General features: G+C 62.9%; 14 protein-coding genes. 6 read left to right on the top strand and 8 right to left on the bottom strand.

Annotation, left to right across the window (positions count from 1 at the left end):
• Nucleotides 1-14: 14 nt before the first annotated feature.
• The 3 genes from V1278_RS04655 to fahA all read left to right on the top strand — a co-directional run bounded on the left by V1278_RS04655 (nucleotide 15) and on the right by fahA (nucleotide 3,811).
• Nucleotides 15-971, top strand: a complete 957-nt coding sequence (locus V1278_RS04655; RefSeq protein ID WP_028351999.1) for an MBL fold metallo-hydrolase — start codon at nucleotides 15-17, stop codon at nucleotides 969-971.
• 3 nt (nucleotides 972-974) lie between these two features.
• Nucleotides 975-2,321, top strand: a complete 1,347-nt coding sequence (gene hmgA / locus V1278_RS04660) for a homogentisate 1,2-dioxygenase (protein ID WP_334379839.1) — start codon at nucleotides 975-977, stop codon at nucleotides 2,319-2,321.
• Nucleotides 2,322-2,539: 218 nt separating this feature from the next.
• Nucleotides 2,540-3,811, top strand: a complete 1,272-nt coding sequence (gene fahA, locus V1278_RS04665) for a fumarylacetoacetase (RefSeq protein WP_334379840.1) — start codon at nucleotides 2,540-2,542, stop codon at nucleotides 3,809-3,811.
• A 109-nt stretch (nucleotides 3,812-3,920) separates the two neighbouring features.
• On the opposite strand, the gene V1278_RS04670 is transcribed toward fahA, so the two are convergent.
• The 3 genes from V1278_RS04670 to V1278_RS04680 form a co-directional block, all read right to left on the bottom strand.
• Nucleotides 3,921-5,234: an IS1182 family transposase gene (locus tag V1278_RS04670; RefSeq protein WP_334379841.1), complete on the bottom strand. Its 1,314-nt coding sequence runs from the start codon at nucleotides 5,232-5,234 to the stop codon at nucleotides 3,921-3,923.
• Nucleotides 5,235-5,369: 135 nt separating this feature from the next.
• Nucleotides 5,370-5,681 carry a DUF1272 domain-containing protein gene (locus V1278_RS04675; protein WP_334365508.1) on the bottom strand — a complete coding sequence of 104 codons (312 nt, stop codon included), beginning with the start codon at nucleotides 5,679-5,681 and terminating at the stop codon, nucleotides 5,370-5,372.
• A gap of 111 nt (nucleotides 5,682-5,792) precedes the next feature.
• A complete protein-coding gene (locus V1278_RS04680) occupies nucleotides 5,793-6,257 on the bottom strand; it encodes an Lrp/AsnC family transcriptional regulator (protein ID WP_334379842.1) in 465 nt (154 codons plus the stop codon).
• A 123-nt stretch (nucleotides 6,258-6,380) separates the two neighbouring features.
• Between V1278_RS04680 and hppD the strand changes: the two genes are divergently transcribed.
• Nucleotides 6,381-7,499, top strand: a complete 1,119-nt coding sequence (gene hppD / locus V1278_RS04685; RefSeq protein ID WP_334379844.1) for a 4-hydroxyphenylpyruvate dioxygenase — start codon at nucleotides 6,381-6,383, stop codon at nucleotides 7,497-7,499.
• Nucleotides 7,500-7,654: 155 nt separating this feature from the next.
• Here hppD and V1278_RS04690 read toward each other — a convergent pair whose 3' ends face one another.
• From V1278_RS04690 to V1278_RS04705, 4 genes are all read right to left on the bottom strand, one after another.
• On the bottom strand, nucleotides 7,655-8,767 hold the full coding sequence (locus tag V1278_RS04690) for a CaiB/BaiF CoA transferase family protein (protein WP_334379845.1): 1,113 nt from the start codon (nucleotides 8,765-8,767) through the stop codon (nucleotides 7,655-7,657).
• 175 nt (nucleotides 8,768-8,942) lie between these two features.
• Nucleotides 8,943-9,743 (bottom strand): FAD binding domain-containing protein, encoded by an 801-nt coding sequence (locus tag V1278_RS04695; RefSeq protein WP_334379846.1) that lies wholly within the window; start codon nucleotides 9,741-9,743, stop codon nucleotides 8,943-8,945.
• A gap of 14 nt (nucleotides 9,744-9,757) precedes the next feature.
• The gene (locus tag V1278_RS04700) at nucleotides 9,758-12,103 is read right to left on the bottom strand and encodes a xanthine dehydrogenase family protein molybdopterin-binding subunit (RefSeq protein ID WP_334379847.1); all 2,346 of its coding nucleotides are present in this window, start codon (nucleotides 12,101-12,103) and stop codon (nucleotides 9,758-9,760) included.
• 82 nt (nucleotides 12,104-12,185) lie between these two features.
• A complete protein-coding gene (locus tag V1278_RS04705) occupies nucleotides 12,186-12,671 on the bottom strand; it encodes a (2Fe-2S)-binding protein (protein ID WP_334379848.1) in 486 nt (161 codons plus the stop codon).
• A 505-nt stretch (nucleotides 12,672-13,176) separates the two neighbouring features.
• Here V1278_RS04705 and V1278_RS04710 point away from each other — a divergent pair.
• Complete coding sequence (locus V1278_RS04710) at nucleotides 13,177-15,147, top strand: methyl-accepting chemotaxis protein (RefSeq protein ID WP_334384101.1); 1,971 nt, start codon at nucleotides 13,177-13,179, stop codon at nucleotides 15,145-15,147.
• 149 nt (nucleotides 15,148-15,296) lie between these two features.
• Here V1278_RS04710 and V1278_RS04715 read toward each other — a convergent pair whose 3' ends face one another.
• Nucleotides 15,297-15,647 carry a DUF3175 domain-containing protein gene (locus V1278_RS04715; RefSeq protein ID WP_334379849.1) on the bottom strand — a complete coding sequence of 117 codons (351 nt, stop codon included), beginning with the start codon at nucleotides 15,645-15,647 and terminating at the stop codon, nucleotides 15,297-15,299.
• A gap of 483 nt (nucleotides 15,648-16,130) precedes the next feature.
• On the opposite strand from V1278_RS04715, the gene V1278_RS04720 reads away from it, so the two are divergent.
• Nucleotides 16,131-17,624 carry an MFS transporter gene (locus V1278_RS04720; RefSeq protein WP_334365498.1) on the top strand — a complete coding sequence of 498 codons (1,494 nt, stop codon included), beginning with the start codon at nucleotides 16,131-16,133 and terminating at the stop codon, nucleotides 17,622-17,624.
• Nucleotides 17,625-17,637: the final 13 nt, after the last annotated feature.

The following is a 17,637-nucleotide window of genomic DNA, read 5'->3' on the forward strand; positions in this document are numbered from 1 at the left end:
CAGGAATCGAATTGATGGCTAAAGGTTTCGCGTCCACCACCGATCTCGCGGAGAAGAAAATCACCTTCTCCGAAATCGGCACTGATCTCTACGCGTTCACCGCCGAGGGCGATCCGAACTCCGCGATCATCGTTGGCGACGATGGCTGCCTTGTGTTCGACGCGCAGGCGACGCCGGCGATGGCCAACAAGGTGATCGAGCGGGTTCGGACCGTCACCGACAAGCCGATCAAATATGTCGTGCTGTCGCATTATCACGCCGTGCGCGTGCTCGGCGCTTCCGCCTACAAGGCACAGGGCATCGTGGCGTCGGCCGAAACCTATCGGCTGATCGAGGAGCGCGGCCAGCAGGATTGGGATTCCGAATACGGCCGCTTTCCCCGCCTGTTCCAGGATGCGCAAAGCATTCCCGGGCTGACTTGGCCGACGCTGACCTTTGAAGGCGAGATGTCGATTTACTTAGGAAAACGAGAGGTGCGGCTGATGCAACTCGGCGCCGGGCACACGTCGGGCGACATCGTGGCCTGGGTGCCGGATGCCGAAGTGATGTTTTCCGGCGACCTCATCGAATATCACTCGGCCTGCTATTGCGGCGATGCGCATTTGCGCGAATGGCCGATGACGCTGAACGAAATCCGCGCCTTCAATCCGAAGGCGATCGCGCCGGGCCGCGGCGACGCGCTGAAGGGACTTTCGACCGGGCGCGACGCGATCGCGATGACGCGCGACTTCGTCACGACGCTCTATGGCGCCGCGGAAAGCTCGGTTGCCAAGGGCCGCACGCTGAAAGAGACCTTTGCCGCGACGCGCGAGGTGATGGATCCAAAATTTTCCAGCTTCGCCATTTACGAGCACTGCCTGCCGTTCAACGTCTCGCGCGCGTTCGACGAGGCTTCGGGAATAGACGATCCCGTGATCTGGACCGACAAGCGCGACCAGGAAATGTGGGCCGCCCTGCAAGGAGGAGGATAGACCATGAATATCAACACCTCGCCTGATCAGATCGTTCGCAGCACCGCACAACTGACGCCGGGCTATATGTCCGGTTTCGGCAACAGTTTTGAAACCGAGGCCTTGCCCGGCGCGCTGCCAATGGGCCGCAATTCGCCGCAGCGCTGCGCCTACGGGCTCTACGCCGAACAGCTCTCCGGTTCGCCCTTCACCGCACCGCGTGGCAGCAATGAGCGCTCCTGGCTCTATCGCATCCGCCCATCGGTGAAGCATTCGGGCCGCTTTGAAAAGGTCGATGCCGGACTGTGGCGCACCGCGCCGTGCCACGAATATGATTTGCCGATTGCGCAACTGCGCTGGGATCCGGCGCCGATCCCGAAGGAAGACAAGACTTTCCTGCAGGGCGTGCAGACCATGACGACGGCGGGCGACGCCAATACGCAAGGAGGCATGGCCGCGCACGTCTATCTCATCACCAAGTCAATGGTCGATCAGCATTTCTACAATGCCGACGGCGAGATGATGTTCGTGGCCCAGCAGGGCAACCTGCGTCTCGTCACCGAATTTGGCCGCATCGACATCGAGCCAGGCGAAATCGCGGTAATTCCGCGCGGCGTGAAATTCCGGGTGGAGATTCCGAATGGACCCGCGCGCGGCTATCTCTGCGAGAATTACGGCGGCGCGTTCACGCTGCCGGAGCGCGGGCCGATCGGCGCCAACTGCCTCGCCAACTCGCGCGACTTCCTGACGCCGGTCGCCTTCTATGAGGACAAGGACACGCCGACGGAACTGTACGTGAAATGGGGCGGCTCGCTGTTCAAGACGACGCTGCCGCATTCGCCGATCGACGTGGTGGCGTGGCACGGCAATTACGCGCCCTACAAATACGATCTGCGCACCTTCTCGCCGGTCGGCGCCATCAGCTTCGACCATCCCGACCCCTCGATCTTCACGGTGCTGACCTCGCCGTCGGAAACGGCGGGTACCGCGAACATCGATTTCGTCATCTTCCCGGAGCGTTGGGCGGTCGCCGAAAACACCTTCCGCCCGCCTTGGTATCACATGAACATCATGAGTGAGTTTATGGGGCTGATCTACGGCGTCTACGACGCCAAGCCGCAGGGTTTTGTTCCGGGCGGCATCAGCTTGCACAACTGCATGCTGCCGCACGGCCCCGACCGCGAGGCCTTCGATCATGCCAGCAATGGCGAGCTGAAGCCGGTGAAGCTGACCGGCACCATGGCCTTCATGTTCGAGACGCGCTTTCCGCAGCGCGTGACCCAGCACGCGGCGACGTCGGCGACGCTGCAGAACGACTACGCCGATTGCTGGAAAGGCCTCGAGAAACGGTTCGATCCGAACAAGCCGTGATCTCCTCCCCTGGAGGGGGAGGGTCGGCTCGCATGAGCGCAGCGAAATGCGAGACGGGGTGGGGTGATCTCTCCACTCGGGCACTGTTCGAGAGGAGAGACCGTCACCCCACCCCGCCGCTCATTTCATGAGCGTCGACCCACGAGCGAGCTTCGCTCGTCTCGGACCCCTCCAGGGGAGGGTGAAAGAACCAGCCTTAGCGATATTCGGGAAAGCCCATGCCCCACCCCAACGATCCCAAACTCCGCTCCTTCATCGACGTCGCGCCCGATTCCCATTTCCCGATCCAGAATCTCCCCTACGGCGTGTTCTCCGCCAAGGACGGGCTTGCCCCACGCATCGGTGTAGCGATCGGCGATTACGTGCTCGACCTCTGGCAGCTCGCGCAGGACTGCCGCTTCGATCTCGTTGAGCCGGCGGTATTCGCCGCGCCGCAGCTCAATGCGTTCATGGCGATGGGGCCAAAGGTCTGGTCGAGCGCGCGGGCGCGGATCAGCGAGCTTCTGCGGGATGATCATCCCGAACTTCGTGACAATGAGAAACTCCGCAAGCGCGCGCTGGTGCCGATGGCGGACGTGAAGCTGCACCTGCCGTTCGCGGTCTCCGGCTACACCGATTTCTATTCGTCCAAGGAGCACGCCACCAATGTCGGCGTGATGTTCCGCGGCAAGGACAATGCGCTGCAGCCGAACTGGCTGCACATGCCGATCGGCTATAACGGCCGCGCATCGACGGTTGTCGTCAGCGGCACGCCGGTGCGCCGGCCGCGCGGCCAATTGAAGCCGCCGACGGCCGACATGCCGAGTTTCGGCCCCTGCAAGCGGCTCGATTTCGAGTTGGAAATGGGCGTGGTGATCGGCCAGCCATCGGTGATGGGCGAAATGCTCACCGAGAAGCAGGCCGAAGAGATGATCTTCGGCTTCGTCATCCTGAACGACTGGAGCGCGCGCGATATCCAGCAGTGGGAATACGTGCCGCTCGGACCGTTCCAGGCCAAGGTGTTCGCGACCTCGATCAGCCCGTGGGTGGTGACGCGCGAGGCGCTGGAGCCGTTCCGCCTCAACGGCCCTGTGCAGGATCCGAAGCCACTGCCGTACTTGCAGCAGACGCAACCGAACAATTACGACATGGCGCTAGAGGTGGACTTGCGCGCGGCGCCGATGAATGCGCCGAAAAATGTCAGCCGCACCAATTTCAAATACATGTACTGGTCGTCGGTGCAGCAACTCGTGCACCATGCTGCGTGCGGCTGCGCCATGAACGTCGGAGATCTCTTGGGGTCCGGCACCATCTCCGGTCCGGAGAAGGACCAGCGCGGCAGCCTGTTGGAGATAAGCTGGAACGGCACCGAGCCGGTCGAGCTGGCCGAGGACGTGAAGCGCTCGTTCCTGGAGGACGGCGACTCGCTCGTGCTGCGCGGCTGGTGCCAGGGCAACGGCTATCGCGTCGGATTTGGCGAGGTCGAAGGGACGATTTTGGCGGTGGGGTAACTCTCTCCCCGTCATTGCGAGGAGCGAAGCGACGGGCGTGTAAGTTTTTCGTCCGCTCGCGCCGGACAGCACGGGATTGTATTGGAGCTGGGTGGTGTGATGGTTGGCATCAGGCGGCCTTCAGGGCGCGGCGGCTGAGCGCCCACATCATGTTGTGAGCCACGGCGTGAAGTAAACAGGCGATGCGCACTTTGGCGATGCCGCGAAGGACCATCCGGCCAAAGCCGCGGTTCTTCATGCGGGCATGGACATGTTCGGTATTGCTGCGCCGTTTGTAGACGGCTTGGCCTTCTTCGCTGTCCATGCGGGCGCGCCACTCCTTCAAGCATTGCGGTTCGGCGGCGCGGTTGCGCTCATATCGCGCCTTGCTCGCCGGTTTGGAGGCCTCCTTGCGGGCCGGAGGCGGGCTGAACACCTGCACGGAGGGGTGAGTTTGCGCAATCGTGACGATATCGGCCGCGGTCATCGCGCCGATATCGGCCAGCAGTCGATCCGGCACCTTGCCGCAACGCTGTTCGACCTGCGCCACCATCGCCGGTGCCAGACCACGGTCATTGCGCCGCGGCATCGGCTCGATCGCGACCACGAAGCCACAAGCGCTCGCCACTTGCACGTTATAGGCAGGCCGTACCGCGCCGTCCGCCATCTTCATCAGCGGTGCATCCGGATCGGTGGTCGAGACCCGTTCTTGCTTGGGCTTCTTGCTGCCTTTGCCGCTCGCAGGCGGGGGCTCGTCATCCCCATCCCGGTCCTTCTCCTTGCCTTCCGGCGTTGCGGCAGGAGATTTGGCCAGTGCTGCTGCGACACGACGGGCGCGGTCTTCGGCCGCAGAGAGGCGACGCTTCGAAAGCCGCCGTTCACCCGCGGCAGAATCGGTCTCCAATTCCTGCTTCAGTTCGGCAACCCGGGCGCGGGCTTTCTCTTCCAGTTCGCCGAGGGTTTGCCTGCGGCGCATCGACGAACGGCTCGCGGCGGCCCTGACCTTGGTGCCGTCGGTGATGACCTCGTCCAGCGTGATCAGGCCTTCCTTCATCAAAACCGCCAGACTGCCTGTCAGAAGACGATCGAGAAACTCGCCGCTGTCCAGACGGAACTCCGACAGCATCGTGTGATTCACCCCGACCCCACCGCAAATCCAGCGATAGATCGTATGATGCTCGCACAGCCGCGCCAGCGCGCGAGCCGATCCAATCCCATCGGCCGTCGCGTACAGCCAAAGCGCAAGCAGAATGCGCGGGTCGGTCGCCGGTCGACCCGGCGTCTCGCCGCGCGCCCTGATGCGGTCGTAAAACACCTGCAGGTCCAAGCCTTCAACGAACGACCACACCGCACGCACTGGATGATCCTCGACCACCAGGCTCTCAAGGTCGACCAGTTCAAAACCGGTCTGCCTCCGCTCCGCTTGCCGAATACGAATGTCCATCATGCGCTCCGAATCCACGCAGGCAATGAATCGCACGACTTCACCAAAAAAATGACAGGCCCGACGGAGCAATCCATCTCTCCTCACGCGCGGTGGGATGGATTGCTTCGCTCCGCTCGCGATGACGTGGAGACTTCAGCGCTCCTGCGGCGGTATATCCCGCAGCCGCGCACAGTGCGCGGCAATATCCTCAAGGCTGTACTTCAAATGCACCCGCTTGTCCGACGGCGGGTGCTTGACGACGCACACGCCTGGCCGTCGCTCGGTCGCGGGCCGGATCGGCCGCCGCTCAAAACCACCGCCGCAGTTCGGGCAGACATTATGCAGCTTGGTCTCGACGCAATCCGCGCAGAACGTGCATTCATACGAGCAGATGCGCGCGTCCATCGCATTCGGCGGCAGGTCCTTGTCGCAATATTCACAGTTCGGTCGGAGTTGCAGCGCCATGCGTGGTCTCGTGGGGTGATTCCTGCAGATCATCGCAAATGGGATCGGGAACGCGAATGACGAATTTCCCTCGATTTGGGCCATGCGGCCCCAGTGCCTCATCGAACCGCTTCACTTCAACGGCAGCCGTACGCTCTCCTTCAGACGGTCCAGCACGACCGACGAGCGGACATGCGCGACACTCTGGTGCGGCATCAGCACGTTGTTGACGAGATCCGAGAGGTCCTTGAGGTTGCGCAGCACCACTTTCAGCACGTAATCGGCGTCGCCCGTGAGCGAATAGGCCTCCTGGATGTCGTCGACGCGGTTGACCAGTGCGCGGAACTTCTTGGCATTGTCGGGCGAATGCGTCGCCAGCGTAATGTGAATGAAGGCGATGAGGTTGAAGCCGAGCGCCTCGCCGGCGAGGTCGGCGTGGTAGCCGGCGATGACCTTTTCCTCCTCGAGCCGCATCCGCCGCCGCGAGCATTGCGAGGCGGACAGGCCGACGAGGTCGGCCAGTTGCTGGTTGGTCAGCCGGCCGTCATCCTGCAGCGCGGCCAGCATTTTGAGGTCGAAGGCGTCCACGGGGATCATGCGTCAATTGCCGGTTTCGTGCACGAATTGTGCGAGATGATAGCCAAACGCTCCTCGGTTTGCATGCACTTTGCGCCCGCTTCGCCCGATACTGATCCGGATCAATTTTACGGGAGTTTAGCCATGGGTCCGTTTCCGCACGATGCGCCGGCCGCCACCATCAGCGCTGACAATCCGATGGGCACTGACGGCTTCGAGTTCGTCGAGTATGCGCATCCGAACCCGGAAGAGCTGCACGCGCTGTTCAAGCTGATGGGCTATGCGCCTGTCGCCCGCCACAAGACCAAGAGGATCACGGTCTATCGTCAGGGCGACATCAATTATCTCGTCAACGAGGAGCCGGGCACCCATGGCCATGGCTTCGTTGCCGCGCATGGGCCTTGCGCGCCGTCGATGGCGTTCCGCGTGGTCGACGCCAAGCAAGCCTACGAGCGCGCGCTCTCGCTCGGCGCGGAACCGGCTGATGTTTCGTCCGCTCAAAAGACGCTCGACGTTCCCGCCATCAAGGGCATCGGCGGCAGCCTGCTCTATTTCACCGACCGTTACGGCGCCAAGGGATCGGCCTATGATCTCGAGTTCGAATGGCTTGATACCCGCGATCCTCGGCCCGCCGGCGCCGGGCTCTATTACATCGATCACCTCACCCACAACGTCCATCGCGGCCGCATGGACGTCTGGACCGGCTTCTACGAAAAGCTGTTCAACTTCCGCCAGATTCGCTTCTTCGACATCGAGGGCCGCGCGTCCGGCCTGTTCTCGCGTGCGCTGACCAGCCCGGACGGCAAGATCCGGATCCCGATCAACGAGGATGCCGGTGACTCCGGACAGATCGAGGAATATCTCAACATCTATCGCGGCGAGGGCATCCAGCACATCGCCTGCGGCGCGCGGGACATCTACCGCACCGTCGAGACGCTGCGCGAAGCCGGATTACCGTTCATGCCGTCGCCGCCGGACACCTATTTCGAGAAGATCGACGCGCGCCTGCCGCAGCACGGTGAGGATGTCGCCCGCCTGCAACGCGACGGCATTCTCATTGATGGCGAGGGCGTGGTCGATGGTGGCCACACCAAGGTGCTCTTGCAGATCTTTTCCGCGAACGCGATCGGGCCGATCTTCTTCGAATTCATCCAGCGCAAGGGCGATGACGGCTTTGGTGAGGGCAATTTCAAGGCGCTGTTCGAATCGATCGAGGAGGATCAGATCCGGCGAGGCGTGTTGAAGGTGGGGAATGCGGCGTAAGCTGTTGTCGTCCCGGCCTTGAGCCGGGCCCCATACGCCGTGTCGCTTGTATTGAGAGCCGCCGTTCGACGGCTTTCGTCCAACAATCAAATCCTGTGGTTATGGGTCCCCGCGCCCCGTGCGCAATTGCGCACTAGGCGGGGACGACGAGAGAGTTACCTCCCCACCTTCCACGCGCTCGCCAATTCCGCCAGCTCCACCATCTCCGCATCCCTGATCGCCGACGGCGTGCGCGAGAAGCGCGGGGCAGGCGCGGGCTGCGTCACGCCATGACGCTCGACGAACACCTGACGCGCCGCCATGTGCGGATGCTTCGGCGCTTCCGTCATGGTCAGGATCGGCGCGAAGCAGATGTCGGTGCCTTCCATGATCTTGCACCAGTCCTCGCGCGTCTTGCTCTTGAAGACCTTGATCAGCTTTTCCTTCAGTGCCGGCCAGACCTTGCGGTCCATCTGGGCGTCGAAATCGGCGTCGGTGAGGCCGGCATGCTGGCGCAGCAGCGCGTAGAACTGCGGTTCGATCGAGCCGATCGAAATGAAGTTGCCGCAGGAACATTCATAGATGCCGTAGAAATGCGCGCCGCCGTCGAGAAAATTCTGCTCGCGCCCTTCCACCCAGCGGCCGATCGCGGTCATGTCGAAGAACATCGACATCAGCGACGCCGCGCCGTCGCACATCGCCGCATCCACCACCTGGCCCTTGCCGGACTTCGACGCTTCCAATAGCGCCGCCAGCACGCCGACCACGAGATAGAGCGCGCCGCCGCCGAAATCGCCGACCAGATTGAGCGGCGGCACCGGCTTCTCCTTGGTGCCGATCGCCGCAAGCGCGCCGGTGACCGAGATGTAGTTGATGTCGTGGCCGGCCGCGTGCGCCAGCGGGCCTTCCTGGCCCCAGCCGGTCATCCGGCCGAACACCAGCCGCGGATTGCGCGCCATCACCACATCGGGTCCGAGGCCCAGCCGCTCCATCACGCCGGGGCGAAAGCCTTCGATCAGCGCGTCGGCATGGCTAAGCAGATCGAGCACCTGCGCGACCGTGGCCTTGTCCTTGAGGTCGAGCTCGACCACTTTCCGGCCGCGCCCCGCCACCGACTTCAAATTCTTCTTCGCGCCGATGCGGTCGAGCGTCACGACTTCCGCGCCCATGTCGGCCAGCATCATGCAGGCGAACGGGCCCGGGCCGATGCCGGCGAATTCGACGATGCGGAAGCCTGCGAGCGGGCCGGAGGTGCGGGTGGCGGATTGGGTGGCTGGTTGATCGAGCACGTTGTTTTCTCTCCCAAAGGAACGTCGAAGGGAACGTCTTAATTAGTTGATTAGCTAAATTGTCCCGCCGAAGCGAGGCCCTGGCAAGCTTCTTTTGCCGAAAATCGAGCCAAAATACGAAAGCGGCGCGCATCGCTGCGCGCCGCTCAATATCAACGTCGCGTCCAGGTGCTGATCAGCCCGCCGCGGTCACCGCGCGCTGCGCCATCACCTTAACCAGGTTGGCGCGATAGTCCGAGGTGCCGTGGATGTCGTTCATCAGGCCGTCGGCGGAAATGTTGATGCTATCGAGCGCGGCGGCGGACCAGTTGGCCTTCAGCGCCGCCTCGATCGCGGGCACCCGCATCACGCCGTTTTGCGATGCGCCGGTGGCTGCGGCGCGGACGTCACCCGCCGGGGTTCTTGCGACGAACACGCCGGTCAGCGCGAAGCGCGACGCCGGATGGTTGAACTTCGCGTAGCCCGCTTTGTCCTGAACCGGGAACGATACCGCAGTGATGATTTCGCCATCTTCCAGCGCCGTCGAGAACAGGCCCTTGAAGAAATCATCCGCCGATATCGAACGCTTGTTGGTCTTCACGGTGGCCCCGCACGCCAGCACCGCCGCCGGATAGTCGGCCGCGGGATCGTTGTTGGCGAGCGAGCCGCCGATGGTGCCGCGATGCCGCACCGCCGGGTCGCCGATCAGCGAGGCGAGGTAAGCCAATGCCGGGATCGCCTTTTGCACGGTTTCGCTTGAGGCCACGTCGGAATGGGTCGTCGCCGCCTTGATCATGATTCCGTCCCCGGTTGGCTCGATGCCGACCAGCTCCTTGATCTTGCAGAGATCAATCACGTCGGATGGCGAGGCTAGCCGTTGCTTCATCACCGGAATCAGCGTGTGGCCGCCCGCCAAATATTTCGCATCCGAACCCTTGGTGAACAGGCTTGCCGCTTCGTCGACCGAAGAGGGGCGGTGATAGGTTGTCTGGTACATGGCTGTGCTCCCTCTTACGCGTTGCCGTGGATCGCATGCCAGACGCGATCGGGCGTCGCCGGCATTTCGAGTTTGTTGTTGCCGATCGCATCCGTGATCGCGTTGATGACGGCAGCCGAAGCGCCGATCGCGCCCGCCTCGCCGCAGCCCTTGACGCCGAGCGGATTGCCCGGACATAGCGTCGTCGTGTGCGACAGCTTGAAGGACGGCAGGTCATCCGCGCGCGGCATGGTGTAATCCATGAACGACGCGGTCACGAGCTGGCCGGAAGCGTCGTACACCACGCCCTCCAGCAATGCCTGGCCGATGCCCTGGGCGAGGCCGCCATGGACCTGGCCTTCGACGATCATCGGGTTGATCAGCCGGCCGAAATCATCCGCCGCCACGAAGTTGACGAAGGTGCTCTTGCCGGTGCCGGCATCGACTTCCATTTCGCAGATATAGGCGCCGGCCGGGAAGGTGAAGTTGGTCGGATCGTAGAACGCGCCCTCCTTCAGGCCCGGCTCCATGCCATCAGGCAGGTTGTGCGCGGTGTAGGCGGCGAGCGCGACCATCGGCAGCGCCAGCGACTTGTCGGTGCCGGCGACCTTGAACTCGCCGTTCTCGATGACGATGTCGTTCTCGGAGGCCTCAAGCTGGTGCGCTGCGATCTTCTTGGCTTTCGCCTCGACCTTTTCCATCGCCTTCAGAATGGCGGTGAGGCCGACGGCCGCCGAGCGCGAGCCGTAGGTGCCCATGCCGAACTGCACCTTGTCGGTATCGCCATGGACGATCTGGACCTGGCTGATGGGCACGCCGAGCCGCTCGGCAATGAGCTGGCAGAACGTCGTCTCGTGGCCCTGGCCGTGGCTGTGCGATCCCGTGAGGATCTCAATGGTCCCCACCGGATTGACGCGCACTTCCGCCGATTCCCACAGGCCCACGCCGGCGCCGAGGCTGCCGACCGCCTTTGACGGCGCAATGCCGCAGGCCTCGATGTAACAGGAGATGCCGATGCCGCGCAGCTTGCCCTCGGACTTCGCTTTCGCCTTGCGGCCTGCGAAGCCTGCATAGTCGATCGCCTTCATCGCCGCATCTAGCGAGGCGTGGAAGTCGCCGATGTCATAGGCCATGATCACAGGCGTCTGATGCGGAAACTGCGTGATGAAATTCTTCTTCCGCAACTCCGCCGGATCGACCTTCAATTGCCGCGCGGCCGTTTCCATCAGCCGTTCCACCACAAAACTTGCCTCGGGCCGGCCCGCGCCGCGATAGGCGTCGACCGGAACAGTGTTGGTGTAGACGCTGATCACCTCGGCGAAGATGTTGGGAATGTTGTACTGGCCCGACAGCAGCGTCGCATAGAGGTAGGTTGGCACCGAGGAGGAGAACAGCGACATGTAGCCGCCGAGATTGGCGTAGGTCTTGACGCGCAAGCCAGTGACCTTGTTGTCCTTGTCGAACGCCATCTCCGCCTTGGTGAGGTGATCTCGGCCATGCGCGTCGGTCAGGAAGGCCTCGGTGCGGTCGCCGGTCCACTTCACCGGACGACCGACCTTCTTGGAGGCCCACAGCGCCACCATCTCCTCGGGGTAGATGAAGATTTTTGAGCCGAAACCGCCGCCGACGTCGGGCGCCACCACCCGCAGCTTGTGCTCCTGCGCGATGTTGTAGAACGCTGACAGCACGAGGCGGGCGACATGCGGATTCTGCGAGGTCGTGTAGAGCGTAAAGTGCTCTTCGGGCTCGTTATATTCTGCGATCGCCGCGCGCGGCTCCATCGCGTTCGGCACCAGGCGGTTGTTGGTGATGTCGAGCGAGACGACGTTGGCTGCCGATTTGAAGGCGGCATCGGTCGCGGCTTCATCGCCGATGGTCCAGTCGTAGATCACGTTGCCCGGCGCTTCCGGGTGCAGTTGCGGCGCGCCCGGCGCGATCGCGGCGCGAATGTCCGGAACGGCGGGCAATTCCTCATAGTTGACGACCACGGCTTCCGCCGCGTCGCGTGCCTGGTTCTTGGTCTCGGCGATCACCACCGCGACCGCCTGGCCGACGAAGCGTACGGTTTCTGGCGCCATCGCCGGCCATGCACCCATCTTCATGCCGGTGCCGTCCTTGGAGGTAATGGCCCAGCCGCAAATCAGATTGCCGATCTTGTCGTCGACGACCTGCTGGCCGGTCAGCACGCCGACCACGCCCAGCATCTTCATCGCCTCTGACGTATCGATACTCTTGATCTTCGCGTGTGCATGCGGGCTGCGGATGAAGTGTGCGTGGGTCATGCCCACCAGCTTGATATCGTCGACGTAACGGCCCTTGCCTGTGATGAAACGGCGGTCTTCCTTGCGCACGACGCTTGCGCCAATGCCTTCAACGCCCATTGTGTCCTCCCGACCGGAATTGTTGTTTCCGCGATTTCCAGCGAAACGCGGTATGAATTCGGAAAATGTTGGCCTGCGGCGGCTATTCTGCCGCCTGCGCGACCTTCATGCGTCCGGCCGCGTCGAGCACCGCCTTGACGATGTTGTGGTAGCCGGTGCAGCGGCAGATATTGCCTTCCAACTCGTGCCGGACGGTCGCCTCGTCGAGATTGCCGTTATGGCGGTGCACAATATCGATCGCCGACATGATCATGCCCGGGGTGCAGTAACCGCACTGCAGGCCGTGATTGTCACGGAACGCCGCCTGCATCGGGTGCAGTTCGCCGCCCTTGGCGATGCCCTCGATCGTGGTGACGGTCGAGCCCGCGGCCTGGCCGGCCAGCACGGTGCAGGATTTCACCGCCCGGCCGTCGATATGGACGACGCAGGCGCCGCACTGGCTGGTGTCGCAGCCGACATGCGTGCCCGTCAGGTTCAAATGGTCGCGAAGGAGATGGACGAGAAGGGTCCGGTCTTCGACCTCGGCCGAGACGGCCTTGCCGTTTACCGTCAGCTTGACTGTAGACACGCGTGATACCTCCCGATGTTTTATAATTATTCCAATTAGAAACAGCGGCGAAGGAACTTGCAACTAGGATTTTGGTCGGCGCTGTCATTGTGATGACATTGGCGCGGCGTGCTTCGTGCCGAAGACTCTCGACGCGAATTTTTCTTACCCTCCCCTGGAGGGGGAGGGTCGCCACGCATCATAGGATGCGTGGCGGGGTGGGGTGACGGTCTCACCTCACGATCAGTGCCCGAGTGGAGAGATCACCCCACCCCGTCTCGCATTTCGCTTTGCTCATGCGAGCCGACCCTCCCCCTCCAGGGGAGGGTCGGCGACGGCGGCACCTTGCAAGTTTTACCCAGATTTACCCGCCCTTATCCATTCTGCCTTAACTTTGCGCACCGGATCGGGGGCTAGGGCCTCCGATGCCTGTTTTTCAGAACGAAAACGGGGGGGTGACGTGCGATTTCTGAAGCGTGGCGGCTCGTCTTTCAAGCTCCCGACCCTGCGGTTCCGCGCCAAGATCATGCTCGGCTTTGCCGTCGTGCTGGCGATTTCGGCCGCCAGCATGGGGTTTGCCTATCTCGGGTTCGAGCGGGTTTCGGCCGGCGTGGAGTCCTACCGGCGCAGCGTGCTGGAGGCCGACCTGTCGCGCGACATCGACCGCGAGTTGATTTCGTACCGGTCGCTCGCCCGCTATTTCGTGGCGACCGGAAAGGAAGAGGACGGCAAGACGGCGCTAGCCGCCGAAGCCGGCCTGAAGGACGCAATCATTGCCTCGATGAAGGGGACCACCAATCCGACGCGGCTCGAGCAGGTCGCGAAACTGGAGCGGGAGTTCCGCGCCTTCACCAAGATTTTCGCCGACATCGTCAAGGTCAAGGACGAGAGTGCGCGCATCACGCAGAACCAGCTCACCCGCACCGGCAACTCGCTGCGCTACAAGCTGGACGATCTCCCGAGTAATGCCGACGATGACGAAATGCCGGTGATCACGCTCGGCACGAAGAAGGTGACCGAGCAGTTTCAGGCGGTCACTGCGCTTGCCAATACGTTCGTGGTCAATTCGGACAAGACGGTCGCTGCCAGTGCGATGGCGCGCCTGAAATTCGTCGAGAACGCGCTCAAGGCGATTTCGTCGAACAACGAAAAGATCCGCGAGGGGATCAAGGAAATCTCCGGCATGCTGGAGGAGTACCAGAAGTCGCTCGCCAAGCTGGTCGACAATTCCAAGGAGATCGACGAGCTGACGTTGGAAATGACGGAATCGGCCGCCGCTATCAACAAGGGCTCGGGCGCCATGAAGTCGGACCTCCTGGCCGATCAGAAGAGGCTCGAAGCGGAGTCGGACGCGACCATCGGCGAGACCGAGCGGCTGATCCTGATCCTTGCCGCCGGCGGCTTTCTGCTCGGCTGTGTCTGGGCCTTCTTCCTCGGCAAAGGTATTTCCCGGCCGATGATTGCGATGTGCAACGCGATGCGCGAACTCGCCGCCGGCAATTTCGAAGTCGTGCTGCCCGGCCTCGGCCGCAAGGACGAACTTGGCGAGATGGCAAGCGCGGTCGAGGAGTTCAAGGTGCAGGCGATCGCCCGCGCCGAGCGCGACGCCGCCACCCAGGAAGCGCAGAACAAGGCGGCGAGTGCCGCGCGCCGCGCCGAACTCATTCGCTTCGCCGACGAATTCGAAGCCGCGGTCGGCGCCATCGTCTCCAACGTGTCGTCCTCGGCCGTGCAGCTCGAATCCGCTGCCGGCAAATTGACGCGGACGGCGGAAACCACCCAGAGCCTCGCGAGCCAGGTCGCCGGCGCCTCGGAAGAAGCCTCCACCAACATGCAGTCGGTGGCTTCCGCGACCGAGGAGCTGTCGACTTCCGTCGACGAGATCGGGCGGCGCGTCAAGGAATCCAGCCAGATTGCAGAGGCCGCCGTCCGTCAGGCCGAACAGACCGACGGGCGGATCGGCAAGCTGTCGCGTGCCGCGCAGGAGATCGGCGACGTGGTCAAGCTGATCACGGCGATTGCCGAGCAGACCAACCTTTTGGCGCTGAACGCTACCATCGAGGCCGCCCGCGCGGGCGATGCCGGCCGCGGCTTTGCCGTAGTTGCATCCGAAGTCAAATCGCTCGCCAGCCAGACCGCGAAGGCGACCGACGAGATTTCCAGTCACATCTCGGGCATGCAGGACGCGACGCAGGAATCGGTCGCCGCGATCAAGGAGATCGGCGGCACCATCGGCAGGATCTCAGACATCGCCGCGACGATCGCGAGCGCCGTCGAGCAGCAGAGCGCGGCAACGCAGGAAATTGCGCGCAGCGTCCAGAACGTCGCGGAAGGCACGCAGGAGGCCGCTGCCAACGTCATGCACGTCAACCGCGGCGCGACCGAAACCGGATCGGCGTCCGAGGAAGTGCTGAATTCGGCCCGCACGCTATCCAGCGAAAGCACGCGCCTTCGCGAAGAGCTCGACCGCTTCATGGCGAATATCAGGGCGGCGTAGCTGTCGCCACTCTCTCTCGTCATCGTCGCCCCTGCGAACGCAGGGGCCCATAACCACCGCTCGGAGTCGTTGAAGCAAAGCTGTCCACCGCGTGCCCTTTACGGCGGCCGCGGCGTATGGGTCCGTGCTTTCGCAGGGACGACGCGAAACTACTCCCTGCCGAACTGGTGCTTCAGCTCCACCTTCGCGCGCTCCAGCCGCGCGCGCTGCGTTTTCGGCAACGTCTTGCCGGCGCGGTTGATGTAGAAGGTCAGCATCGAGAGTGCCGAGCGATAGGCGCCTGACTTGCGACGCGTACTGTGCTCGGCGGAGCGTTTGAGCGATGCCGCGATCTTCTTCGCGCTGGTCTGCTTGAAGACGCCGCGCTTCAGATCGAGCGCGTCGCTTTCCTGTGTCACGCGTTGCGACCACCGTTTCGGCGTTGATTTCTTCGCCGTTGTCGTGCGGCTGCTCTTCCGGGCTGCGGTCTTCCGTGGTGTGGTTCTTCGTCGTTCCGCCATGTTCGACTCCATTGCTGTTTTGCCGAAAACGGCCGCCAGATTATTCGGTTCCCTTCAGTTGCGATACCGCGAGATCGCGAACTCATACTAGGTCGTCGTCACCCGCGAAGGCGAAGGCGGGTGACCCAGCATTTCAGAGACAGCGGCGATCGAATCGATAAGCCGCGGCGTACTGGATCCGCTTTCGCGGAGGATGACAGCTTGTGGCGCTTCGGCACTCGTCGTCATTGCGAGCGCGGCGAAGCAATCCATGCCGCCGCATAAGGAAAGGTGGATTGCTTCGCTGCGCTCGCGATGACGTCGATCGGCCCCGCACGATACGCAGAGCACGGCAACAGCTATGCAATTTCGCCATGCGAAAGTCTCTGGAACCGCAACCTCTGAAAGGCGTTGTCTTCACGGCGGGCACCATGTTTGCCGCAATTGAGCGTGAAAACCCTGGGGCTGGGGCGTTCCGGGGTGTTTTTTCATTGGCCAAATCCGATGGATGTGAAAGCGATACGGCGAGGGGCGGCGGTGGCTGAAAGCGCGTCCATTACGCAGCAGGATAATGCTCGCATCGTCGAGACCAGCATACCGGCGCGGCTCGATTGCCTGCGCTGGGGTGGCTTTCACACCCGCGTCGTGGCCGCACTCGGCATCACCTGGATTCTGGACGGGCTGGAAGTCACGTTGGCGGGCGCCCTGTCGGGCGCGCTGAAGGAAAGCCCGACGCTGCAATTTTCCAATTTCGATGTCGGTCTTGCTAACAGCGCCTATCTCGCCGGCGCCGTGCTCGGCGCGCTCGGCTTCGGTTGGCTGACGGACCGGATCGGGCGCAAGAAACTGTTCTTCATCACGCTCGCGGTCTATCTCAGCGCAACCGCCGCCACCGCGCTGTCGTGGAATGTCGCGAGTTACGCGCTGTTTCGTTTCCTGACCGGGGCCGGCATCGGCGGCGAATATACCGCGATCAATTCGACGATCCAGGAACTGGTGCCGGCGCGCTATCGCGGCTGGACCGACCTCGTGATCAACGGCAGTTTCTGGATCGGGGCTGCGATCGGCGCGGTCGCCGCCATCGTGCTGCTCGATCCCAACGTGCTCGCGCCGGATCTCGGCTGGCGGATGGCCTACTTCATCGGCGCCGCGCTCGGCCTGGTCATTTTCGTGATGCGGATGTGGATTCCGGAAAGCCCGCGTTGGCTGATGATCCATGGCCGTCCCGAGGAGGCGCACGCGATTGTCGACGGCATCGAGAGGTCGTCGAAGAGACATCCTGATCATGAGGCCGACGAAATATTCCCGAAGATCCGCTTACGGATGCGCAGCCACACGCCGCTTGGCGAGGTGGCGCAAACGCTGTTCACGACCTATCGGCAGCGTTCGCTGGTTGGACTGGTGCTGATGGCCTCGCAGGCGTTTTTCTACAATGCCATCTTCTTCACCTTCGCGCTGGTGCTGACCGATTTCTTCGGCATTCCGTCAAACGACGTCGGCTGGTACATCCTGCCCTTTGCGGCGGGCAATTTCCTCGGGCCGTTGTTGCTCGGCCGGCTGTTCGATACGCTCGGCCGCCGCGCGATGATCGCGGCGACCTATGGCATTTCCGGCCTGTTGCTAGCGCTATCGGGCTACCTGTTCTCGATTGGCGCCTTGAGCGCGCAGACCCAGACCATCGCCTGGATGGTGATCTTCTTCTTTGCCTCGCCAGCGGCGAGTGCGGCCTATCTGACCGTCAGCGAGACGTTTCCGCTGGAGGTGCGCGCGCTCGCGATTGCGCTGTTCTACGCGATTGGAACGGGCATCGGCGGCGTAGCGGGACCGGCGCTGTTCGGTGCGCTGGTCGATACCGGATCGCGCAACAGCGTTTTCGCCGGCTACCTGTTCGGGTCGGCATTGATGATCGTGGCCGCCGCTGTCGCGTGGCGGTATGCCGTTGCGGCCGAGCGCAAATCGCTCGAATCTGTCGCACGGCCGCTTGCATGTGTGGAGTAGGATGAGATGGACG

It is taken from the genome of Bradyrhizobium sp. AZCC 1577 (genome assembly GCF_036924575.1).
GTDB lineage: Bacteria > Pseudomonadota > Alphaproteobacteria > Rhizobiales > Xanthobacteraceae > Bradyrhizobium.